Here is a 19943-nt window from a genome sequence, read left to right on the forward strand (position 1 = left end):
AGGGTATTTGGTTAAATAATTGTTTAAAAATTTCTTTCCCACCAAGCTGCAAGCTGCATTTTTGTGCAGTCCCACCAAGAAACATCTACAAATGTTATTTCTCCTTGGATAGTAGTTCCGTCCTCTAGTGTAAAGTCTAATCTAACTGTACAATCTTTTAGCAGATTAGAGTTTTCACTATTTTCAATGGCACTTTCAGTTGTCTTTACCACTTCATATTCTGAGCAATTAAGCTCTTTAGGAATGTTTGATGAAGCAAAGCTAAAAGTTATAAAACTGAATACGATTAATATAAAGGTTAACTTTTTCATATTAATCAGCCATTATTTCTTTCAAGAATTCAGCACAAGATTGTCCTACTATTGTAAGTGTACCTTCCCAAGAATAAGTTGAACCATCCTTAAATGTAATGGTAAATTTACCTCTTAAAGTACAATCTTTTAAAGCTAATAATTGTGAATCTGATAAAAGATTATCATTAAAGCTAAATTTGAAATCATTTGAATGTTCTAAAGCTAATTTCTCAAAATTAGTTTCAGAAAATTTATCAATTGATTCGTTAGTGTTTGCAAAAGCAAATGTTCCTACTAGCATAAAGGATAGTGCAAAAAATACATTTTTCATAGTTATTGTATTTAATGGTTATCCAACTTTCAAAAAGTTGGGTTGGGAAATATTCCCGTTTCTAGTAATCATTCAATTCTGTTATTTTGTTTACTCTCAATGTTCAAATCTCTTTAAGTGATTGGCTTTTGTTGTTTCAGTGTACAACTTTTTCTTTTTTATGAACAATTAATTTTAACGCAATATCGTGCTCAAATGGCTGCCAACTAAAACTTTATAAACAAATAAAAAGTTATTCTATATCATCTATAAAGTTTGTTGTCTTTTCTATTGTAAAAATAAACTCTAAAAACGATGTTGTCAATCCCTGAATTCAGGGATATTTTGGCATCCCTGAATCCAGGGATATTTATCCCTGAATTCAGGGATATGAAGTTTTTAAAAACCTGACAATCAACACATTGTATTTTGGTGTTTTTTGTGCAAAAAAAGAAGGTTTAAAAAATGAAAAAGCGAGCAAAAGAAATTTTAGCTACTAATGTAGCTACCTTAACATCTATTGTAGTTTTGCTGAAATTAAATGAGATGAAGCGAAAGTTGGTAAAAAAGTAACTTGTATTCTTATATGACCGAGTTTTAATTCGTTATATATCAAGTTATCTAAGTTATGTTTTTTTTTTGCTAAAACCCAACAGGTAAAAACCCTATAAAAAAACCACCTCAATTTTGAGGTGGTTTTGTATACTTAAAGACACTGTGTGTCTTACATATAATCTTCTATTGGGTTGCAAGAACAAATTAAATTTCTGTCACCATAAGCATCATCAACTCTGCGTACAGTAGGCCAAAATTTATTGTCTGTAATGTATGGCAAAGGAAAAGCTGCTTGTTTTCTGCTGTAAGGTAAATCCCAATTATCTGCAGTTAACATTTCTTGTGTGTGTGGTGCATTTTTTAAAGGGTTGTTGTCATCCTCTTTGGTCGCATTTTTAATTTCTTCACGTATAGAAATCATAGCATCACAAAAACGATCTAACTCTGCAATAGATTCAGATTCTGTAGGTTCAATCATCATAGTGCCACCTACAGGAAAAGATACTGTTGGTGCATGGAAACCATAATCTATCAAACGTTTGGCAATGTCTACCACTTCAATTCCGTTGTTTTTAAAATCTCTACAATCTATTATCATTTCGTGTGCTGCACGTCCTTTTTCGCCTGTATATAAGGTTTTATAATGTCCTTGTAAACGCTCTTTAATATAGTTGGCATTTAAAATGGCGTTTTTAGTAGAATTGGTTAATCCTCTAAAACCTAACATGGTAATGTACCCATAAGAAATTAAACAAGCCAAAGCAGATCCCCAAGGAGCAGCAGAAATCGCAGTTATGGCGTGTTTGCCACCTGTTTTTATCATTGGGTTTGTAGGTAAAAAAGGCACTAATTGTGGTGCTACACAAATTGGGCCAACTCCTGGGCCACCTCCACCATGCGGAATGGCAAAAGTTTTGTGTAGGTTTAAGTGACAAACGTCTGCCCCAATAGTTGCAGGATTTGTTAAACCTACTTGAGCATTCATATTGGCACCATCCATATAGACTTGGCCACCATTATCGTGAATTATTTTAGTAATTTCTTGAATTTCGCTTTCAAAAACACCATGTGTAGATGGATAGGTAACCATTAAGGCTGCTAAATTATCTTGGTGTTTTTCTACTTTTTCTCGTAAATCTGCCACATCTATATTTCCGTTTTCGGCAGTTTTGGTAACCACAACTTTCATACCAGCCATTACAGCAGATGCAGGGTTTGTACCATGTGCAGAAGCAGGAATGATACAAATATTTCTGTGTGATTCGTTTCTAGATTGGTGATAGGCTCTAATTGTCATTAAGCCAGCAAACTCACCTTGCGCACCAGAATTGGGTTGTAAAGATGTACCTGCAAAACCCGTAATAATATTTAATTGATGTTCTAGTTTTTGTAAAACTTCTTGGTAACCTTCTGCCTGATTTAAAGGTACAAATGGATGTATGTTTCCCCATTGAGGATTGCTTAAAGGCAACATTTCTGAAGCTGCATTTAACTTCATGGTACAAGAACCTAAAGAAATCATAGAATGATTTAAAGCTAAATCTTTACGTTCTAATTTTTTAATATAACGCATCATAGCTGTTTCAGATTGATACGTATTAAAAATTTCGTTGTCTAAAAAAGAGGTGTTTCTAGCAACATTTTCCTTAATTATTTCAAAATTAGAGTGAAAAGGTTCTTGGGTTAAAATTTGAGAAAATTGTCCACTATAATCTTCGTTTAAAGGATTTTGACGAGGTTTTAATTGCCCAAAAATAGTAAACAATTGCATCAAATCTTTTTCTGTGGTTGCTTCGTTTATAGAAATAGAAACCAAACTATCTGAAACGTAATTAAAGTTCACTTTAAACGATTCTGCAATTGGTTTTAATCTTATTGCATCAATTTCTACTAATAAGGTATCAAAATAAGAGGTGTTAAGCTGTTTAAAACCAGCTTTATCAAAATAATTAGCAACTAATTTTGTTTTATTATGAACAGAATCTGCAATAAATTGGATACCTTCTTTACCATGATACACAGCATACATACCAGCCATTACTGCTAGTAAAACTTGTGCTGTACAAATGTTAGAGGTTGCTCTTTCTCTTTTAATATGTTGTTCTCGTGTTTGCAATGCCATGCGTAAAGCAAACTCACCATTTTTGTCTTTGGTAACACCAATAATACGCCCAGGAATACTTCTTTTATAAGCTTCTTTGGTAGCAAAATATGCTGCATGTGGCCCACCATACCCTAAAGGAATTCCAAAACGTTGGGTAGTACCAACCACTACAGATGCACCAAATTCTCCTGGAGCTTTTAATTTTACGAGTGATAAAATATCTGCTGCAACAGCAACTTTTATATCATTATTATTGGCTTTGGCCACAAAATCTTCGTAGTCAAAAACCTGCCCTAATTTTCCTGGATATTGTAAAATAGCACCAAAATAATCGTCTGCAAAATCAAATTCTTCATGATTGCCCACCACCAATTCTATACCAATGGGTGTAGATCTTGTTTGCAATAAGGATAAGGTTTGTGGTAAAATTTCATCAGAAACAAAAAACTTGTTAGCGCCTGCTTTTTTCTTTGCACGTTCTCTAACATCAAACAACAAAGCCATGGCTTCTGCTGCGGCTGTAGACTCGTCTAACAAAGAAGCGTTTGCCAATTCCATACCTGTTAAATCGCAAACCATGGTTTGGAAATTTAACAGTGCCTCTAAACGCCCTTGAGCAATTTCTGCTTGGTAAGGTGTGTAAGCTGTATACCAACCTGGATTTTCTAAAATATTACGCTGTATCACACTGGGTACAATGGACTCATGATAGCCCAAACCAATGTAACTTTTAAATACTTTATTTTTATCTGCTAATGTTTTAATATGACCTAAATACTCATATTCGCTCATTGCAGGATCCAAATCTAAGTCGTTTTTTAAACGAATATTGTCTGGCACAGTTTCATTTATTAATTGTTCTAAGCTGGCTGCTTTAATAGTTGAAAGCATTTTTTCTTGCTCCTTTTTATTAGGACCAATATGTCTAAGTTGAAACGAATTTGTATTCATTAATTGAGTTTTGTTTTCGAGTGATTTCAATCGATTTAGTATACGTTTTAACACCCAAAAAATTGCTTAATTTTAAGGATATACAAAAATAAGCATTAAAAGAAATCTTTTTTAGTAGAATTCTAAGAATTTCTAGTTAATTATTAACTAAAATTGAATGTTATAAACAGATAGTTTATTTTTGTTTAATGAACATTTTACAAAAAATTTTTAGTTTTTACATCAACGCTAGTATTCATGTGGCTTTGGCTGTATACGCCTTTTTAAGACTCACTGAACAATATGTTAGTTTGCCTTATAATGAAAACTTAAATTATTTTATTTTTTTTGGTACCATTACAGGCTACAATTTTGTAAAATATGCAGGCGTTGCCAAATTGCATCATAGAAGTTTAACCAACAACTTAAAAATCATTCAGATTTTTTCTCTTATCTGCTTTATTGTCATGTGTTATTACATGTGTTTGGTGCCTTTTACAACCTTGCTTTTTTCTCTACCTTTTACCTTTTTAACTATTTTATATGCCATTCCTTTTTTAAGCGGATTTGATAAAAACTTACGACAAATTAGTTATTTAAAAATTATTGTAGTGGCTTTGGTTTGGACTGGTTTTACGGTTTTAATTCCGTATTTAGATACAGCACAAACACTAACCTATAATGTGTTTTTACTAAGCTTACAACGTTTTTTAATAGTGGTGGTTTTAATTTTACCTTTTGATATTAGAGATGTAAAGTATGATGCCATTTCACTTCAAACCATCCCCAAAAAAATAGGATTAGAAAAAACAAAAAGAGTAGGGCTTTCCTTGATGCTTTTTGCCTTATTAATAGAGTATGCAATTAATGCAGGAGATGGTTTTAAAAATGCCTTTATGGTCTTTTTTTTTATAATGCTCATTTTTTTGATGCGTGCCAAAATCAATCAATCTAAATATTATAGTTCTTTTTGGGTAGAATCTTTACCTATTATTTGGTGGTTGGTTCTTTTAGGATTTCATAATATTTTCTAGTTTTTTAGCACTATTTTATCAACTTATAGCTTAATGTAAAAAATTATAACAAATATCATAAAACTTTAAAATAGCTTTCTAATAAGCATTGATATTTGTAGTTTTACAAACGATAAATCAACCAAGATTTTATAAGAAAATGATTACCAAGAAAAGAAATTATATTTTCGATTTTGATAGTACTTTAACACGTGTAGAGGCACTAGATGTTTTAGCAGAACTTACGCTAGAAAATAATCCTAAAAAAGAAGAAATTATTCAAGAAATAATAGATATTACTAACTTAGGAATTGATGGCGAAATTTCTTTTACAGAATCTTTAGAAAGACGTATTAAGTTGCTAGAAGCCAATAAATCAGATTTAGATGGTTTGGTTGAGGCTTTAAGAAAACAAGTCTCTAAATCGATAGAAAATAACAAAGAGTTTTTTGAAGAGTTTGCAGATGATATTTATGTAATTTCTTGCGGATTTAAAGAGTTTATAGACCCAATTGTGGCAGCATATAACATTCCATCAGAAAGAGTGTATGCCAATACTTTTGAGTTTGATAGCAATGGCAAAATCATTGGTTTTGATAGTGTGAATCCACTGTCTCAACACAATGGAAAAATCAAGTGTTTAAAAGATATGAACCTTGAAGGAGAAATACAAGTTATTGGCGATGGTTATAGCGATTATGTAACTCGTGAAGCTGGTGTAGCAGATAAGTTTTTTGCCTACACAGAAAACGTTTCAAGAGAAAAAACAACAGAAAACGCAGACCACATTGCCCCAAATTTAGATGAATTTTTATACATAAATAAGTTGCCTAGAAAAATAAGTTACCCAAAGAACAGAATTAAAATTTTATTATTAGAAAACGTACATTCAGATGCTTTTAAAAAGTTGACTTCTGATGGTTTTTCTGTAGAAACTGTATCTAAAAGTTTGTCTGAAGACGAATTAATAGAAAAAATAAAAGACGTACATGTTTTAGGAATCCGTTCTAAAACCAACGTTACACAAAAAGTAGTAGATGCTGCAGAAAAATTAATGGTAGTAAGTGCCTTTTGTATTGGTACCAAACAAATTGATTTAGATGCGTGTAAAGAAAAAGGAATTGTGGTCTTTAATGCACCTTATAGCAATACACGTTCTGTTGTAGAATTGGCAATTGGAGAAATTATTATGTTAATGCGTTCTGTATTTCAAAGAAGTACAGAAATACACAATGGTCAATGGCAAAAAACAGCAGCAGGTTCCAGAGAAGTGCGTAGTAAAAAATTAGGTATTGTTGGTTATGGTAATATTGGTAAGCAATTATCGGTTTTAGCAGAAGCTTTAGGTATGGATGTTTATTATTACGATGTTGAAGATAAGCTAGCCTTAGGTAACGCAACAAAAGTGAGTAATTTAGAAGCGTTATTGTCTATTTCGGATGCAGTTAGTTTGCACGTAGATGACAATGCAGCCAATAAAAACTTTTTTGGAGAAAGAGAAATTTCTCAAATGAAATATGGAGCGGTTTTAGTAAACTTATCTAGAGGATTTGTAGTAGATATACCCGCATTAGTTGCTGCTTTAAAATCTAAAAAAATAGCAGGTGCAGCTATTGATGTTTATCCAGAAGAACCAAGAAAAAATGGCGAATTTATTACCGAATTAAAAGGACTAGATAACGTAATTTTGACACCTCACGTAGGTGGTAGTACAGAAGAAGCACAAAGAGATATTGCAGATTTTGTACCTAGCAAAATTATGGCATACATTAACTCTGGTAACACTGTAGATGCTGTAAACTTTCCAAACATTCGTTTGCCAAGACAAACCAATGCACACCGTTTTTTACACATTCATAAAAATGTACCAGGTGTGATGGCAAAAATTAATAAGATTTTAGCAAAATACGACCTGAATATCAACGGGCAATATTTATCTACAGACCCAAAAGTGGGCTATGTAATTACAGATTTAGATAAAGAATATAATAAAGAAGTAATAGACGAATTAAGAAAAGTAGAGGGCACCATTAAGTTTAGAGTCTTGTATTAAAATTGAAGTTTATAAAATATTAGACGTCATAAATTATATAATTTATGAGGTCTTTTTTGTTAATTTATTCTAATTTCTGTAACAAAGATTTATAACGGATTTAAAGTTTTAACTTATCTCTCAAATCAATAATATTTTTGTCTTTAATCCCTAAATAACGTCTACTGCCTAAGTATCTATTTTTGTTATATTCGTCATACAAAGGATGATTCGCATCCATAGAAGAAATATGTACATTTCCAGAAGCATGAATAAATTCTTGTTTATTATTTCCTAACCAAATACCTACATGTGTTACTCGTTGTTGTTTATTTAGGGTTGCTTTTTTTCCAAAAAATAATAAATCCCCTTTTTGCAAATCAGAAAAATTAAGGTTTACGTCTACTTTTTTACCAGCATGTATTTGTTGTGAGGCATCTCTAGGAATGATAAAACCATTCATTAAATACACCATTTTTGTAAAACCACTGCAATCCATTCCTTTGGCAGAAGTGCCGCCCCATAAATAAGGAAAGCCTTCCATTGTTTTTGCAATTTTTTCAACATTGCTTTCAGTTGGATTTAAATTATCTAACCAAGCATCATACATCAGTGCTTCATCTCTTTTAATAAAACCTACTCTATTGTCTGGGTACGCGACTTTAACGTAATTAGGATGTAAGGAAACAAGCTTTAAAATCCCTCCTAAAGAAATGTCAGAAACAATACTGGCATTAGTGCTTTTATTAGCATAAACATAACCAAAATTTTTGGTGTAAATTATTTTTTTATTATTGTCCCATTGGTCAAGTTCTTCTTTATTCATTAAGGTAATTCCACCTTTATCAACCCAAGAAATATACTTGTCTGGGGTTTGTATTCTGTAAAAATCGCCCTCTTTATCTAGTACTTTTAAAGACATTCCTAGCAAACCTTGTGTACCTAATTCTGCAGAATGTTTAGGTGCAGATCTAATATTAATAACAGAATTTCTAGCAACAGCATATTTTTTATTACTTACAGTAGTATCTGGTAAAACTCTAATTTTATTTATAAATTTAACCTCTAAAGATTTTAAACTATCTAATAATTTTAGATAGGCTTCTTTTTTATCAGTTTTGCCAGTTACAATAATTTTATCATCAGAATAATCGAAATTAATATTAAAAATGGCAACTCTTTTGTCTGGTGCATATTGCTCTTGTATGCTTCTACTTACACTTTTTAAACCAGAAATTAATTTAGTATTGTTGTTGCAAGAAAACAATAGAATTACAATTAATAAAGAGAAGATTTTTGTAATTTTCATAAAAACATTTTTAACATTTTATCACAATAAAGATACTAATTTATTCATTTAAAATTATTTCTAAATTTAGAGTTTTTTATTTTTGGGAAGAATCAATTTTAAAGATGAAAAATAGATAGACGAACATCGTTATTTGTTAAAACCGCCAGTTGGTAACAAATAAGTTTAACACTACTGCGAATATATTATAATGGTAGTTGGTGGGCTAATCAATAGAAAAGACTACTGTTATAGCGAAACACCATTTTATTTGTGCCAATTACAGTATAAATAATTGGGTACAAAAGATTGCTGATCAAGCTAATTGTTAATCGGTAATAACCTGTATTAGATGTTTAAGTTGATGGTTTTGTTTTTAGTTAACTGAAACTTCGCATCATTATATTTTGGTGGTCTTATAAAACCTTTTGTGTTGTTAGAAAACCCATAATCTTCTTTTGGGATTCCAATAAAATTGGTGTCCATTTTGTTGTTGTTGTTTTCGTCATGAAAAAATGAAACAGCATATTCCCCTTTCGGAATATCTTTAAAAATATACGTTGTTTGTTTATCTATAATTTTTGCAATGCCACCTTTAAAACTTTTTTTTAAAAAAGCTTCTTTTTTATCATATAACGCAACCAAAACGTTGCCTTTATTAGAGCTTAAGCCAGTAATATTAATGGTTAAATTATAGGTTTTTTCTTGTGCGTTTGTTGTAAGTATTCTCCCCAAAATAATGGCTACAATTAAGATTAATTTTTTCATGTTGTGAAGGGTTTTCTATTAAAAATAGCTGTAATTATTGTTTTTCTAAAACCGTTGCTAAAGTAGCAAAATCATCATCAATAATTATACCTTTTAAATTTACTAAAAAGGAATTTATTAATAGCGAAAAATAAAACAGATTTCAAAGATTTATATCGTGTTGTATTGATTAGGTTTTAATTAAACTTACTTTTAATTTCCTGAAGTGATATATCCGAATTTATGAATTCAGTAATAATATTAAAGCGTAATTCTTCAATTTTTAAGTCAAAATAATTTGCCCATTTATCATCTTTAAGTAAATGATTTATTTGTTTTATTCTTTTTTGAGCTTCGGTATATGTAAATAAATAATGATTAGTTTCTTCTTTTGTTGGCTGTATTGTGGTTTTTTTAGCTTCAAAATCAACTTTAATGAAAAATATTTTTTCTGATGAATTGATAGGGTAGAAGTCTGCCCATTTTGCAAAACCAATTACAAATTGCTGGTTTTTATAATTCTTACTTGATATCAATCTCCACCTACAATTGGCAACACGCCCCCAATGATTCGATTTTCTATACACGCCTTTCTCTGTATAAAAATAGATGCTGTTAGATTTACTTTTGTAATAGGTGTTTTCTAGAAATTGAAAATCATCAACTTGTTGAAACTCGCAAAAAGTATGTTTAAAAAAGTTGGTTTGGTTGTAAGTTTTCAAAAACATTTTTTGGTAAAAATAGTTAAAAGTCATAAAAAAACGCAACCAAATTAATGATTGCGTTTTCAATTTATATAGATTCTGAACTAGGTTCAGAGATTGGACTTATTTTACTTCCTCGAAATCTACATCCTCTACATTATCACCTTCATCTGCATTACCAGCTTCTGGTTGTGCTTGTTGTGCACCGGCATCTGCACCACCTTGTGCAGCATACATTTCTTCTGAGGCAGCTTTCCAAGCTTCATTTATCTTTTCCATAGCAGAATCTATTTGTGCTAAGTCTTTAGATTCATGAGCAGCTTTTAATTCTGTTAAAGCAGCTTCAATAGGTTCTTTTTTATCTGCTGATAATTTATCACCAAACTCCTTTAATTGATTTTCTGTTTGGAAAATCATAGAATCTGCACCATTTACTTTTTCAGCAGTTTCTTTTGCAACCTTATCAGCATCTGCATTTGCTTCTGCTTCTTGCTTCATTTTTTCGATTTCTTCTTCAGATAAACCAGAAGATGCTTCTATACGAATATCTTGAGATTTTCCTGTAGCTTTATCTACTGCAGAAACTTTAATAATTCCGTTTGCATCAATATCAAAGGTTACTTCAATTTGTGGTACACCTCTTTGTGCTGGTGGAATATCTGTTAATTGGAAACGTCCAATTGTTTTATTGTCAGCAGCCATTGCTCTTTCACCTTGTAATACATGGATGTCTACAGAAGGTTGATTGTCTACTGCTGTTGAAAATACTTGTGATTTTTTTGTTGGGATTGTTGTATTTGCATCAATTAATTTTGTGAATACATTACCCATTGTTTCAATACCTAATGATAATGGTGTAACGTCTAATAAAAGAACGTCTTTTACATCACCGGTTAAAACACCTCCTTGTATTGCAGCACCTAAAGCAACAACTTCATCTGGATTTACACCTTTACTTGGTGTTTTTCCAAAGAATTTTTCTACAGCTTCTTGTACAGCAGGTATTCTTGTAGATCCACCAACTAAAACTATTTCATCAATATCAGACTTAGATAAATCTGCATTTTTTAAAGCAGTTTCACAAGGCTGTATGGTTCTTTTTACTAAATCATCAATTAATTGCTCAAATTTTGATTTAGACAAAGTTCTTACCAAGTGTTTTGGTCCGCTTGCAGTTGCAGTTACATAGGGCAAGTTAATTTCTGTAGTAGAAGAAGAAGATAATTCAATTTTAGCTTTTTCGGCAGCTTCTTTTAAACGTTGTAAAGCCATTGGATCTTCTCTTAAATCCATGTTTTCATCAGCTTTAAACTCTTCTGCTAACCAGTTGATTATTTTTTCATCAACATCATCTCCACCTAAATGTGTATCACCATCAGTAGCTAATACTTCAAATACACCATCTCCTAATTCTAAGATAGAAACATCATGTGTACCACCACCAAAATCAAAAACAACAATTTTTTTATCATCATTAGACTTATCTAAACCGTAAGCTAAAGCAGCTGCAGTTGGTTCGTTTATGATTCTTCTAACTTTTAAACCAGCAATTTCTCCGGCTTCTTTTGTAGCTTGTCTTTGTGCATCATTAAAATATGCAGGAACTGTAATTACAGCTTCAGCAACATCTGAACCTAAGTAATCCTCAGCAGTTTTTTTCATTTTCTGTAACACCATTGCAGAAACTTCTTGTGGTGTATATAAACGACCGTCTATATCTACTCTTGGTGTATCATTATCACCTTTTACTACTTTATAAGGAACTCTTTTTACTTCTTTAGAAGATTCAGAAAACTTATTACCCATAAAACGTTTAATAGAGTATATCGTTTTTGTTGGGTTTGTTACCGCTTGTCTTTTGGCAGGGTCTCCAATTTTACGTTCTCCACCTTCTACAAATGCAACTATAGATGGTGTTGTTCTTTTTCCTTCAGCATTAGGTATTACCACTGGCTCGTTACCTTCCATTACAGAAACACAAGAGTTGGTTGTACCTAAATCGATTCCAATTATTTTACTCATAATATTTATTTTAATAATTTTTTAATTCAATTTTACGTTTACAAATAGTCAAAGTGTGTGCCATCTACTTTTTTATAGAAAATTGTCAGTTTTTTTATTTTTTAATGAAAAATTATGTGACATCTTGACATATTTTCGTCTAATTTATTTAAAGAAATAACAATATTTTAAATTTATCTATTGAAATTACTACTTAAGTTTAAATAATATTTTGATTGATTTTAAAAGTTTAAAACTTTATGCAGATAATTAACGAAAAAGTGGTTTTAAATAAGCAATTTATGGAAAGTAAAAACCTGCGTTCTAATATCTAATTATTAACTGCTGAAACCAAAGTTTTAGAGGCATTAATCTTTAAGGCAGTTATAGAAACTGTTTCTTGTTTTAAAGCTAAAGAATTTGACAAAGGTATTGAAGAGGTTTTAGAAAGAATTGAAAAGTCTGAAAATAAAATATAGTACTATAACTTTCGATATGCTAATTGAAAAATTTGAAAAAAGTCAGTTTACAGAATGAAATAATAAGGTATTATTGAATTATGTAAAAAAATAAAGCTTATTTAGTTGTATTTTTTACATTTACATTAAATAAATTGATTAATTTTAACAATGTCGCAATTTATAAGTGTTTTTGATATGCTAAAAATTGGTGTGGGGCCATCAAGCTCGCACACTTTAGGTCCTTGGAGAGCCGCACAAGCCTATATTTCTAAAATTAGAGCAAATAATAAATTTGATTTGATTGATGAAATAAAGGTAGATTTATATGGTTCACTTTCTTTAACAGGAAAAGGACATGCTACAGATCTATCTATTTTATTAGGTTTAAGTGAGGCAGATCCAGAATATATACCTATAGAAGATATTTTTATAATTGTTGATAGAATTAATACCCAAGAAGAAATTATTTTTAAAGGAGGTAAAACCATCCCTTTTTATAAAAATTCAATTATTTTTAATAGAGAGTTTTTACCTTTTCATCCAAATGGTCTTACTTTTAGGGGTTTTTTAAAAGGTGAAGAAATTTCTAATCAAACGTATTTTTCTATTGGAGGTGGATTTATTGTTCAAGAAAACGACCATTTAGAACAAGAATTAAACATTGATAAAAAGAATTTTCCTTTCCCTATAAATAAAGCCATTCAGTTAGAAGAGTATTGTAAGCAAAAACATAAAACCATTTCTGAAATTGTTTTGTTAAACGAGCTCGAATTAAATTCAGCAGAATTTATAGACAAAGAATTGTGTAGAATTTGGGAGACCATGTTAGAATGTATGTACATAGGTTGTCATACAGAAGGGAAGCTTCCAGGAGGTTTAAATGTGAAAAGGCGTGCTTACGAAACGCATCAAAAATTAATAAAAGATGGTGTTTATAATAATCCTCAACAATGGACAGCTGCTATAAGAAATACAGAAGTGAAATTTAGAGAAATTTTAAAATGGGTAAGTTGTTTTGCCCTTTCTGTTAATGAAGTAAATGCCTCTTTAGGAAGAGTTGTAACAGCTCCAACAAATGGAAGTGCAGGTGTAATTCCTGCAGTTTTAATGTACTATTTGGTGATTGAAAATCATACTGCAGATTTTGAACATATTAAAAAATTCTTATTAACTGCAGGCGAAATTGGTAGCATTTTTAAGAAAAACGCCACCATTTCTGCAGCAATGGGTGGTTGTCAAGCAGAAATTGGTGTTTCTTCTGCTATGGCTGCAGCTGCTTTAACTGAATTGTTAGGTGGTACAGTAGCACAATGTTTAGTAGCAGCAGAAATAGCGATGGAACATCACTTAGGTTTAACTTGTGATCCTATTGGTGGTTTGGTGCAAATACCTTGTATAGAAAGAAATGCCATGGGAGCTATAAAAGCAATTAACGCTGCAGAAATGGCTTTAGAAACCGATCCCAAAGATGTAAAAGTGCCTTTAGATACAGTAATTGATACAATGTGGGAAACTGCAAAAGACATGAATAAAAATTACAAAGAAACTTCTGAAGGTGGTTTGGCAGTTACAGTTAGAATGGCAGATTGTTAATATAAAAAAACCCAAAAACTATACGTTTTTGGGTTTTGATTGTCGTTTGAACGATTATTATTTTGAGTTTTCAGTAGCTAAAGAATAGATTACTAACCCGAAACCAATTTTGTTAATTGCATCTCCAATGTTGTAAACAACGTCAAGATTTAAACCACCAAAAATACCTTCATACCATCCAGGTGTTCCTGCCATGTATCCAATAGGATAGATAACCCATCCTACTAAAACAAACCAACATAGCGCTTTGTGAGCTTTTAATACTGATCCACCAGCTTCTACAGCTAATTTTTTCGCACTTCCTAACCAGATATCGTAAGCAATTGCAAAATAGGCAGCTCCAGAAATTAATCCCCATAACCAAGCATTTGGTCTGTCAATTACTTCTCCTACATAACCAGTTACCAACATTATCACAGAAAATAATATCATTCTCCACATTAATGATTTTTTAGCACCAGCTACTTTTAATATCAAGTAGAATTCAACACACATTAATGGTACAGTAAGAATCCAGTCTACATATCTAAAGAAAGTTGGTGATTCTGCATTAGCAGCCCAATAATCTCTCATGTAAAGGTAGTGAACAGCGGCAATAAATGTAATTAAACCAGAAACTAGAATGGAGGTTCTCCATTTTTTATCAAAACTGTTCATTGATAAAAAGAAAAATGCTGATGCAGCCATCATAGCCATACATCCTACAAAAAATGTAAAACCTACATAATCGTCTGGGGCCATTTTAGAAACAGCTAAAAAACTTGTGAAATTCATAATAAAATAATTAAGTTAGTATTAATTTTGTTTAATCTTTTTTAATAAAGACATAACAAATTTACAATATAAAAATGATATATTTGTAATATGAGAGATGAAATTTTTACACATTATCAAAATTTTATGATATTTTTTACATTTTTACTGTTCTGGTTTGGGATACAATTCGGAGAAATTGTAGAGGATTCATTTGCGTTTTTCCTAGTGATAACAATAGGTATACTTCACGGAGCCAATGACTTATTAATTCTTTCTAAGAGAAATTTTGCATCAAATAAAAATGTTAATAAAAATTTACTTATCTATCTATTTATGATTGGTTTATGTGTTTTATTGTTCTTTTTGAACTCTTTTTTAGCAATAATTATCTTTATTATAATTAGTGCTTTTCATTTTGGAGAGGAACATTTTTCAGAAAAAATAAAACAAAATAGTATTGAAAGCTACTTTTATTTTTTTGTTTATGGCTTAATTGTATTTGCAATGCTTTTTTATAATTCGGAAATACAGCTAAAAGAAATAATGATAGATTTAGTTGGTGTTTCTTTTAGTCCTTTCCTTGTAAAGTTAATTTTACTTATTAGTGGGCTTTTGTTTTTACTAATGAGTATCTACTTTTATTTCAAGAAACAAATTTCTTCAAAAACAATTATGAAAGAATTATTTTATTTAATGTTTCTTTTTTTGGTTTTTAAAACTACCTCTTTGATTTTTGGCTTTGCTATTTATTTTATTCTCTGGCATTCACTACCATCTATACTACATCAAGTTTTATTTTTATCTGGAGAGGTAAATAAGCAAACAATTCTAAAATTTATTAAAAAGGCTCTTTTGTTTTGGGTAATTAGTGCAGTAGGTATTTTATTACTTTACTTTTTAACACCGTCGTTAAAGCTTTTTTCTTCTAGCTTATTTGCTGTATTGTTTGCGGTTACAGCACCACACATGTGGGTAATGTCTTCTATGAAGACTAACGGGTAAAAACCAAATTATTACCAGAAGACATTTCTTCAGAAAAACCGTAACCTTCTATATTAAATCCTTTTAAGTCTTCTATGGTTTCTATATTGTTTTCTACAATATATCTAACCATATAACCACGTGCCATTTTAGCATAGGTCATAATGGTTTTGTATTGTCCGTTTTTAAAATCTTTAAATACAGGTGTTATCATTGGCACTTTTAAAACTTTTTTAGGCAATGCTTTAAAGTATTCTGTACTTGCTAAATTAATTAGTAATTCGTCTTCTTTTAGTTCTTCATTTAAAGATTTTGCCAAAGCATCATCCCAAAATTGGTATAAATTATCTTTTTTGCCTACTTCTATTTTTGTGCCCATTTCTAATCTATAAGGTTGTATTAAATCTAAAGGCTTTAATAAACCATATAAACCCGATAAAATTCTTAATTTGTCTTGTAAAAAAGGAATTTTATCTTCATGTAAAGAGTTTACATCAATTCCTTGAAAAACAGCGCCTGTAAATGCGTAAATAGCTTGTTTCGCATTTTTTTTTGTAAATGGTATTTTCCAATTTTGATTTCTATCATAATTTAAAGCTGCTAAATCATCAGAAATAGACATTAAACTAGAAAGCTTGTTTTTAGATAGTGTTTTTAGTTTTTTATTTAATTTTTGAGATTCTTTTAAAAAACGAGGTTGTGTATGCAAAGTTGTAGGTACTTTGCTTTCGAAATCTAAAGATTTTGCAGGTGAGATAATGATTTTCATTATAGATGTATAACTTTTTATTGTTAAAATTTTCTAGGTAAAAATACTAAGGATTGAAATAATTGTCAAACAAAGACCGTATTTTCTATTGATAAATGCATCTATAAAATTTATAGAGTACAGGGGTAAAAATATTAACAGCTCTTAAATTTAAAGATTAAGAATCAAAAAATAAACTATCTAATTGGCATAGCTAGTTTTTTGGTAGAATTTTAAGTAAATAAATTTTCTTATTCAGAAGTGTATCATTATTAGTAGGATTTAAACTAACAAAGAGTTTAGGTAAAGAGTAACAGGTTTAATCTCTTGTTAAATATAAAAATAGAATGGTTGCATAACAACTATTCTCTTTTTTCTTTTGTATTTTAGTCTCTAAAATTTAAACCAATGAAAAAAATTACTTTTTTAATTTTATTAATTTCAAATGTTAGTTTTACTCAAACAGACAGTAAAATTTACGATATTATTAATGCTGTCTCAGTAGATAGACTTAAAGCAGATGTAAAAACGCTTACAGAATTTGGCACCAGAAACACTTTTTCTGATACCATTTCTAATACAAGAGGTATTGGTGCTGCAAGAAGTTGGATAAAGTCTGAATTTGATAAGATTTCTAGTGATTGTAACAACTGTATTAATGTCTTTTATCAAAAAGATTTGGTAACTACAGAAATGAGTAAAAGAGTACCTCATGATGCTTATGTTGTAAATGTTGTTGCAATACAAAAAGGAACCAAATATCCAAATAGATATATTATTATGAGTGGAGATATAGACTCTAGAAATAGTGATGGTTCTAACTTTACAAAAGATGCACCAGGAGCCAATGATAATGCATCTGGTATGGCGGGTACTATTGAAGCAGCAAGAGTTTTAAGTAAATATAAATTTGAAAGTAGTATTATTTATGTAGGTCTTTCGGGTGAAGAACAAGGTCTTTTTGGTGGTGCAGGATTAGCAAAATACGCTAAAGAAAAAGGATGGGATATTATTGGAATTTTAAATAATGATATGATTGGAAACATTGAAGGTGTAGATGGTGTTATAGACAATCGTTCTTTTAGGATTTTTAGTGAACCAGTTCCTGCAAACGAAACAGAAAGACAAAGAAGAATGCGTAGATTTTACGGTGGTGAAGTTGATGGTATTTCAAGACAATTAGCAAGATATGTGCATAAAACAACCAAAACATATATGCCAGAAATGAATCCGATGATGATTTATAGGTTGGATAGGTTTGGTAGAGGTGGGCACCACAGGCCTTTTAACGATTTAGGTTTTGCAGGTATTAGAATTATGGAGGCTCATGAAAACTATACACAACAACACCAAGATATTAGAACCGAAAATGGTATAAAATATGGTGATACTTTTGAGCATGTAAACTTTCCGTATGCTAAAAAATTAACAGCAGTAAACGCCATAAATTTAGCAAGTTTAGCTTGGGCACCAGCTGCACCTAAAGAAGTTGCTATTGGAGGTATTGTAGAAGCAAATGTAAGATTAAAATGGAGTAAAGTAGAAGGGGCAAAAGGTTATAAAATTTATTGGAGAGACACAACATCACCAACTTGGGATAATTCTAGATATGTAGAAACTACTGAGTTCGCTCTAGAAGGTATTGTAATAGATAATTTTTTCTTTGGTGTTGCTTCAGTTGGAGAAAATGGACATGAAAGCATGGTTATGTTTCCCAATAAAATTTGGAGATAAAAATTTATTGATTGTGTGTTTTCTTTCGAGAAAAACAAGAAAAGTCAAGTTACTTAAGTTGTAAAGTATCAAAAACTCCGTTTTTGTAATTGTAAAAAAGCAACATTATCAAGCTCACCCTTAAAGATTGAGGATAAAAAAGCTAAAAAGTTAAAAATTGTTTATTTTAAAAAACCTCAAAATAAATTTTGAGGTTTTTATTTTTTCGTTTTTTAACTTATAATCCACTAATGAAACTACCATAAGGGTCTTTAAATTGTGTGCCTTCTGTAAATCTTTGTTTGCTTAATTTACTAAACTCTACCAAAGCCCAGAGCACAAATTCTTTCATAAAATAAGTATCAGCATCATTCATATTGGGTTGATGTTCTTTTAAAAAGTCGTTTAAAGGTTTTATTTTATCTAAGGCATTTTTGTACTGTTGTTCGGTGTATTCTTCTAACAGTTCAAAGTCTTCTTCTGTATTAAAAAACCAAGAAACAATACCGTCGTAAACAGTTTCTTCACCTTGTTTTTCTAGTTTTTTAATTTCTGGGAAATAATCTGGAAATAAAGTTTTAATAGCTTTTCTAATTAAATTTTCTGCAACAATGTGAGCGCCTTCTTGCTCACCTTCATACACTAATTCTACTTTACCGGTAATGGCTGGTATAATTCCGTCAAAATCGCTTAAACGAATCACAGTATGTTCATCTCCAGAAATTAAGGCACGTCTTTCTGCTGTACTTAAAAGATTTTCAAATGCAGAGATACTTAAACGTGCACTTACACCGCTTTTTGCATCAATATATTCACTTTCTCTAGCTTCAAAAACAATTTGTTCTAACAAATCTTTAGCCAATTCGGGTACTTCGATAAAGTCTTTTTGTGCATTTGCTTTGTTAGCTTCTTGTTGTGTAATGGTTTTTGCAGTTTCTATATCTTCTGGATAATGTGTTAAAATTTGCGAACCGATTCTGTCTTTTAAAGGTGTTACTATACTACCTCTATTGGTATAATCTTCTGGATTTGCTGTAAATACAAATTGCATATCTAAAGGCAATCTTAATTTAAAACCACGAATCTGAATATCACCTTCTTGTAAAATATTAAATAAAGCTACCTGAATTCTAGCTTGTAAATCGGGTAACTCATTAATTACAAAAATGCATCTATTGGCTCTTGGAATCATTCCATAATGAATAACTCTGTCATCTGCATAACTCAATTTTAAATTGGCTGCTTTTATTGGGTCTACATCACCAATTATGTCTGCTACAGTAACATCTGGTGTTGCTAGTTTTTCTGCAAAACGTTCGCTTCTGTGTAACCAAAAAATAGGTGTATCATCTCCTTTTTCTTTAATGATTTCTATAGCAAATCTAGAGATTGGTTTCACAGGGTCATCATTAATTTCTGAACCTGCTACAACAGGAATATATTCGTCTAATAAATTTACCATTAGTCTAGCCAAACGTGTTTTTGCTTGCCCACGTAAACCTAATAAATTGATATTGTGTTTGCTTAAAATAGCTCTTTCTAACTCAGGAATTACAGTGTTTTCATATCCATGTACACCTTTAAAAACGGTTTCTTTACTCATCATTTTACTGATAAGATTTTCGCGCAATTCGTCTTTAATAGATTTTGATTGATACCCTGATTTCTTTAACTCTCCTAGTGTTTTTATGTTTTCTAAATTCATCTTTAATTT

At 30.7% G+C, this 19943-nt stretch carries 15 protein-coding genes; 5 read left to right on the forward strand and 10 right to left on the reverse strand.

Annotated elements, in window-relative coordinates:
- Positions 1 to 23: 23 nt before the first annotated feature.
- The 3 genes from AC2D6T_RS03315 to gcvP form a co-directional block, all read right to left on the reverse strand.
- The gene (locus AC2D6T_RS03315; protein WP_484680439.1) at positions 24 to 311 is read right to left on the reverse strand and encodes a hypothetical protein; all 288 of its coding nucleotides are present in this window, start codon (positions 309 to 311) and stop codon (positions 24 to 26) included.
- A 1-nt stretch (position 312) separates the two neighbouring features.
- The gene (locus AC2D6T_RS03320) at positions 313 to 594 is read right to left on the reverse strand and encodes a hypothetical protein (RefSeq protein ID WP_484680440.1); all 282 of its coding nucleotides are present in this window, start codon (positions 592 to 594) and stop codon (positions 313 to 315) included.
- Positions 595 to 1327: 733 nt separating this feature from the next.
- Positions 1328 to 4213: an aminomethyl-transferring glycine dehydrogenase gene (gene gcvP, locus AC2D6T_RS03325; protein ID WP_484680441.1), complete on the reverse strand. Its 2886-nt coding sequence runs from the start codon at positions 4211 to 4213 to the stop codon at positions 1328 to 1330.
- A gap of 188 nt (positions 4214 to 4401) precedes the next feature.
- Between gcvP and AC2D6T_RS03330 the strand changes: the two genes are divergently transcribed.
- Both AC2D6T_RS03330 and serA read left to right on the forward strand, forming a co-directional pair.
- Positions 4402 to 5226 (forward strand): UbiA prenyltransferase family protein, encoded by an 825-nt coding sequence (locus AC2D6T_RS03330; RefSeq protein ID WP_484680442.1) that lies wholly within the window; start codon positions 4402 to 4404, stop codon positions 5224 to 5226.
- 139 nt (positions 5227 to 5365) lie between these two features.
- Entirely contained in the window at positions 5366 to 7258 is a 1893-nt protein-coding gene (serA, locus tag AC2D6T_RS03335) for a phosphoglycerate dehydrogenase (protein ID WP_484680443.1), read from the forward strand.
- A gap of 100 nt (positions 7259 to 7358) precedes the next feature.
- Here serA and AC2D6T_RS03340 read toward each other — a convergent pair whose 3' ends face one another.
- From AC2D6T_RS03340 to dnaK, 4 genes are all read right to left on the reverse strand, one after another.
- Positions 7359 to 8546 (reverse strand): C40 family peptidase, encoded by a 1188-nt coding sequence (locus tag AC2D6T_RS03340; protein WP_484680444.1) that lies wholly within the window; start codon positions 8544 to 8546, stop codon positions 7359 to 7361.
- A 327-nt stretch (positions 8547 to 8873) separates the two neighbouring features.
- On the reverse strand, positions 8874 to 9293 hold the full coding sequence (locus AC2D6T_RS03345) for a DUF2141 domain-containing protein (RefSeq protein ID WP_484680445.1): 420 nt from the start codon (positions 9291 to 9293) through the stop codon (positions 8874 to 8876).
- 176 nt (positions 9294 to 9469) lie between these two features.
- Positions 9470 to 10000: a hypothetical protein gene (locus AC2D6T_RS03350; RefSeq protein WP_484680446.1), complete on the reverse strand. Its 531-nt coding sequence runs from the start codon at positions 9998 to 10000 to the stop codon at positions 9470 to 9472.
- 99 nt (positions 10001 to 10099) lie between these two features.
- Positions 10100 to 11998 carry a molecular chaperone DnaK gene (gene dnaK / locus AC2D6T_RS03355; protein ID WP_484680447.1) on the reverse strand — a complete coding sequence of 633 codons (1899 nt, stop codon included), beginning with the start codon at positions 11996 to 11998 and terminating at the stop codon, positions 10100 to 10102.
- Positions 11999 to 12606: 608 nt separating this feature from the next.
- On the opposite strand from dnaK, the gene AC2D6T_RS03360 reads away from it, so the two are divergent.
- Positions 12607 to 14031: an L-serine ammonia-lyase gene (locus AC2D6T_RS03360; protein WP_484680448.1), complete on the forward strand. Its 1425-nt coding sequence runs from the start codon at positions 12607 to 12609 to the stop codon at positions 14029 to 14031.
- A 57-nt stretch (positions 14032 to 14088) separates the two neighbouring features.
- Here AC2D6T_RS03360 and AC2D6T_RS03365 read toward each other — a convergent pair whose 3' ends face one another.
- Positions 14089 to 14805 (reverse strand): bacteriorhodopsin-like, encoded by a 717-nt coding sequence (locus AC2D6T_RS03365; RefSeq protein ID WP_298948636.1) that lies wholly within the window; start codon positions 14803 to 14805, stop codon positions 14089 to 14091.
- A 90-nt stretch (positions 14806 to 14895) separates the two neighbouring features.
- On the opposite strand from AC2D6T_RS03365, the gene AC2D6T_RS03370 reads away from it, so the two are divergent.
- Complete coding sequence (locus tag AC2D6T_RS03370) at positions 14896 to 15789, forward strand: Brp/Blh family beta-carotene 15,15'-dioxygenase (RefSeq protein WP_484680449.1); 894 nt, start codon at positions 14896 to 14898, stop codon at positions 15787 to 15789.
- Here the strand turns inward: AC2D6T_RS03370 and yaaA are convergent.
- Complete coding sequence (gene yaaA / locus AC2D6T_RS03375; protein ID WP_484680450.1) at positions 15779 to 16537, reverse strand: peroxide stress protein YaaA; 759 nt, start codon at positions 16535 to 16537, stop codon at positions 15779 to 15781. The genes AC2D6T_RS03370 and yaaA overlap by 11 nt on opposite strands.
- 387 nt (positions 16538 to 16924) lie before the next feature.
- Between yaaA and AC2D6T_RS03380 the strand changes: the two genes are divergently transcribed.
- Complete coding sequence (locus AC2D6T_RS03380) at positions 16925 to 18250, forward strand: M28 family peptidase (protein ID WP_484680451.1); 1326 nt, start codon at positions 16925 to 16927, stop codon at positions 18248 to 18250.
- Positions 18251 to 18467: 217 nt separating this feature from the next.
- Here AC2D6T_RS03380 and AC2D6T_RS03385 read toward each other — a convergent pair whose 3' ends face one another.
- Positions 18468 to 19934 (reverse strand): MoxR family ATPase, encoded by a 1467-nt coding sequence (locus AC2D6T_RS03385; protein ID WP_484680519.1) that lies wholly within the window; start codon positions 19932 to 19934, stop codon positions 18468 to 18470.
- Positions 19935 to 19943 lie beyond the last annotated feature (9 nt).

This window comes from Polaribacter sp. YIW18 (assembly GCF_057219325.1).

Coding starts and splice junctions, on each gene's coding strand:
- AC2D6T_RS03315 (WP_484680439.1), bottom strand. CDS start 311: ATGAAAAAGTTAACCTTTATATTAATCGTATTCAGTTTTATAACTTTT.
- AC2D6T_RS03320 (WP_484680440.1), bottom strand. CDS start 594: ATGCTAGTAGGAACATTTGCTTTTGCAAACACTAACGAATCAATTGAT.
- gcvP (WP_484680441.1), bottom strand. CDS start 4,213: ATGAATACAAATTCGTTTCAACTTAGACATATTGGTCCTAATAAAAAG.
- AC2D6T_RS03330 (WP_484680442.1), top strand. CDS start 4,402: ATGAACATTTTACAAAAAATTTTTAGTTTTTACATCAACGCTAGTATT.
- serA (WP_484680443.1), top strand. CDS start 5,366: ATGATTACCAAGAAAAGAAATTATATTTTCGATTTTGATAGTACTTTA.
- AC2D6T_RS03340 (WP_484680444.1), bottom strand. CDS start 8,546: ATGAAAATTACAAAAATCTTCTCTTTATTAATTGTAATTCTATTGTTT.
- AC2D6T_RS03345 (WP_484680445.1), bottom strand. CDS start 9,293: ATGAAAAAATTAATCTTAATTGTAGCCATTATTTTGGGGAGAATACTT.
- AC2D6T_RS03350 (WP_484680446.1), bottom strand. CDS start 10,000: ATGTTTTTGAAAACTTACAACCAAACCAACTTTTTTAAACATACTTTT.
- dnaK (WP_484680447.1), bottom strand. CDS start 11,998: ATGAGTAAAATAATTGGAATCGATTTAGGTACAACCAACTCTTGTGTT.
- AC2D6T_RS03360 (WP_484680448.1), top strand. CDS start 12,607: ATGTCGCAATTTATAAGTGTTTTTGATATGCTAAAAATTGGTGTGGGG.
- AC2D6T_RS03365 (WP_298948636.1), bottom strand. CDS start 14,805: ATGAATTTCACAAGTTTTTTAGCTGTTTCTAAAATGGCCCCAGACGAT.
- AC2D6T_RS03370 (WP_484680449.1), top strand. CDS start 14,896: ATGAGAGATGAAATTTTTACACATTATCAAAATTTTATGATATTTTTT.
- yaaA (WP_484680450.1), bottom strand. CDS start 16,537: ATGAAAATCATTATCTCACCTGCAAAATCTTTAGATTTCGAAAGCAAA.
- AC2D6T_RS03380 (WP_484680451.1), top strand. CDS start 16,925: ATGAAAAAAATTACTTTTTTAATTTTATTAATTTCAAATGTTAGTTTT.
- AC2D6T_RS03385 (WP_484680519.1), bottom strand. CDS start 19,934: ATGAATTTAGAAAACATAAAAACACTAGGAGAGTTAAAGAAATCAGGG.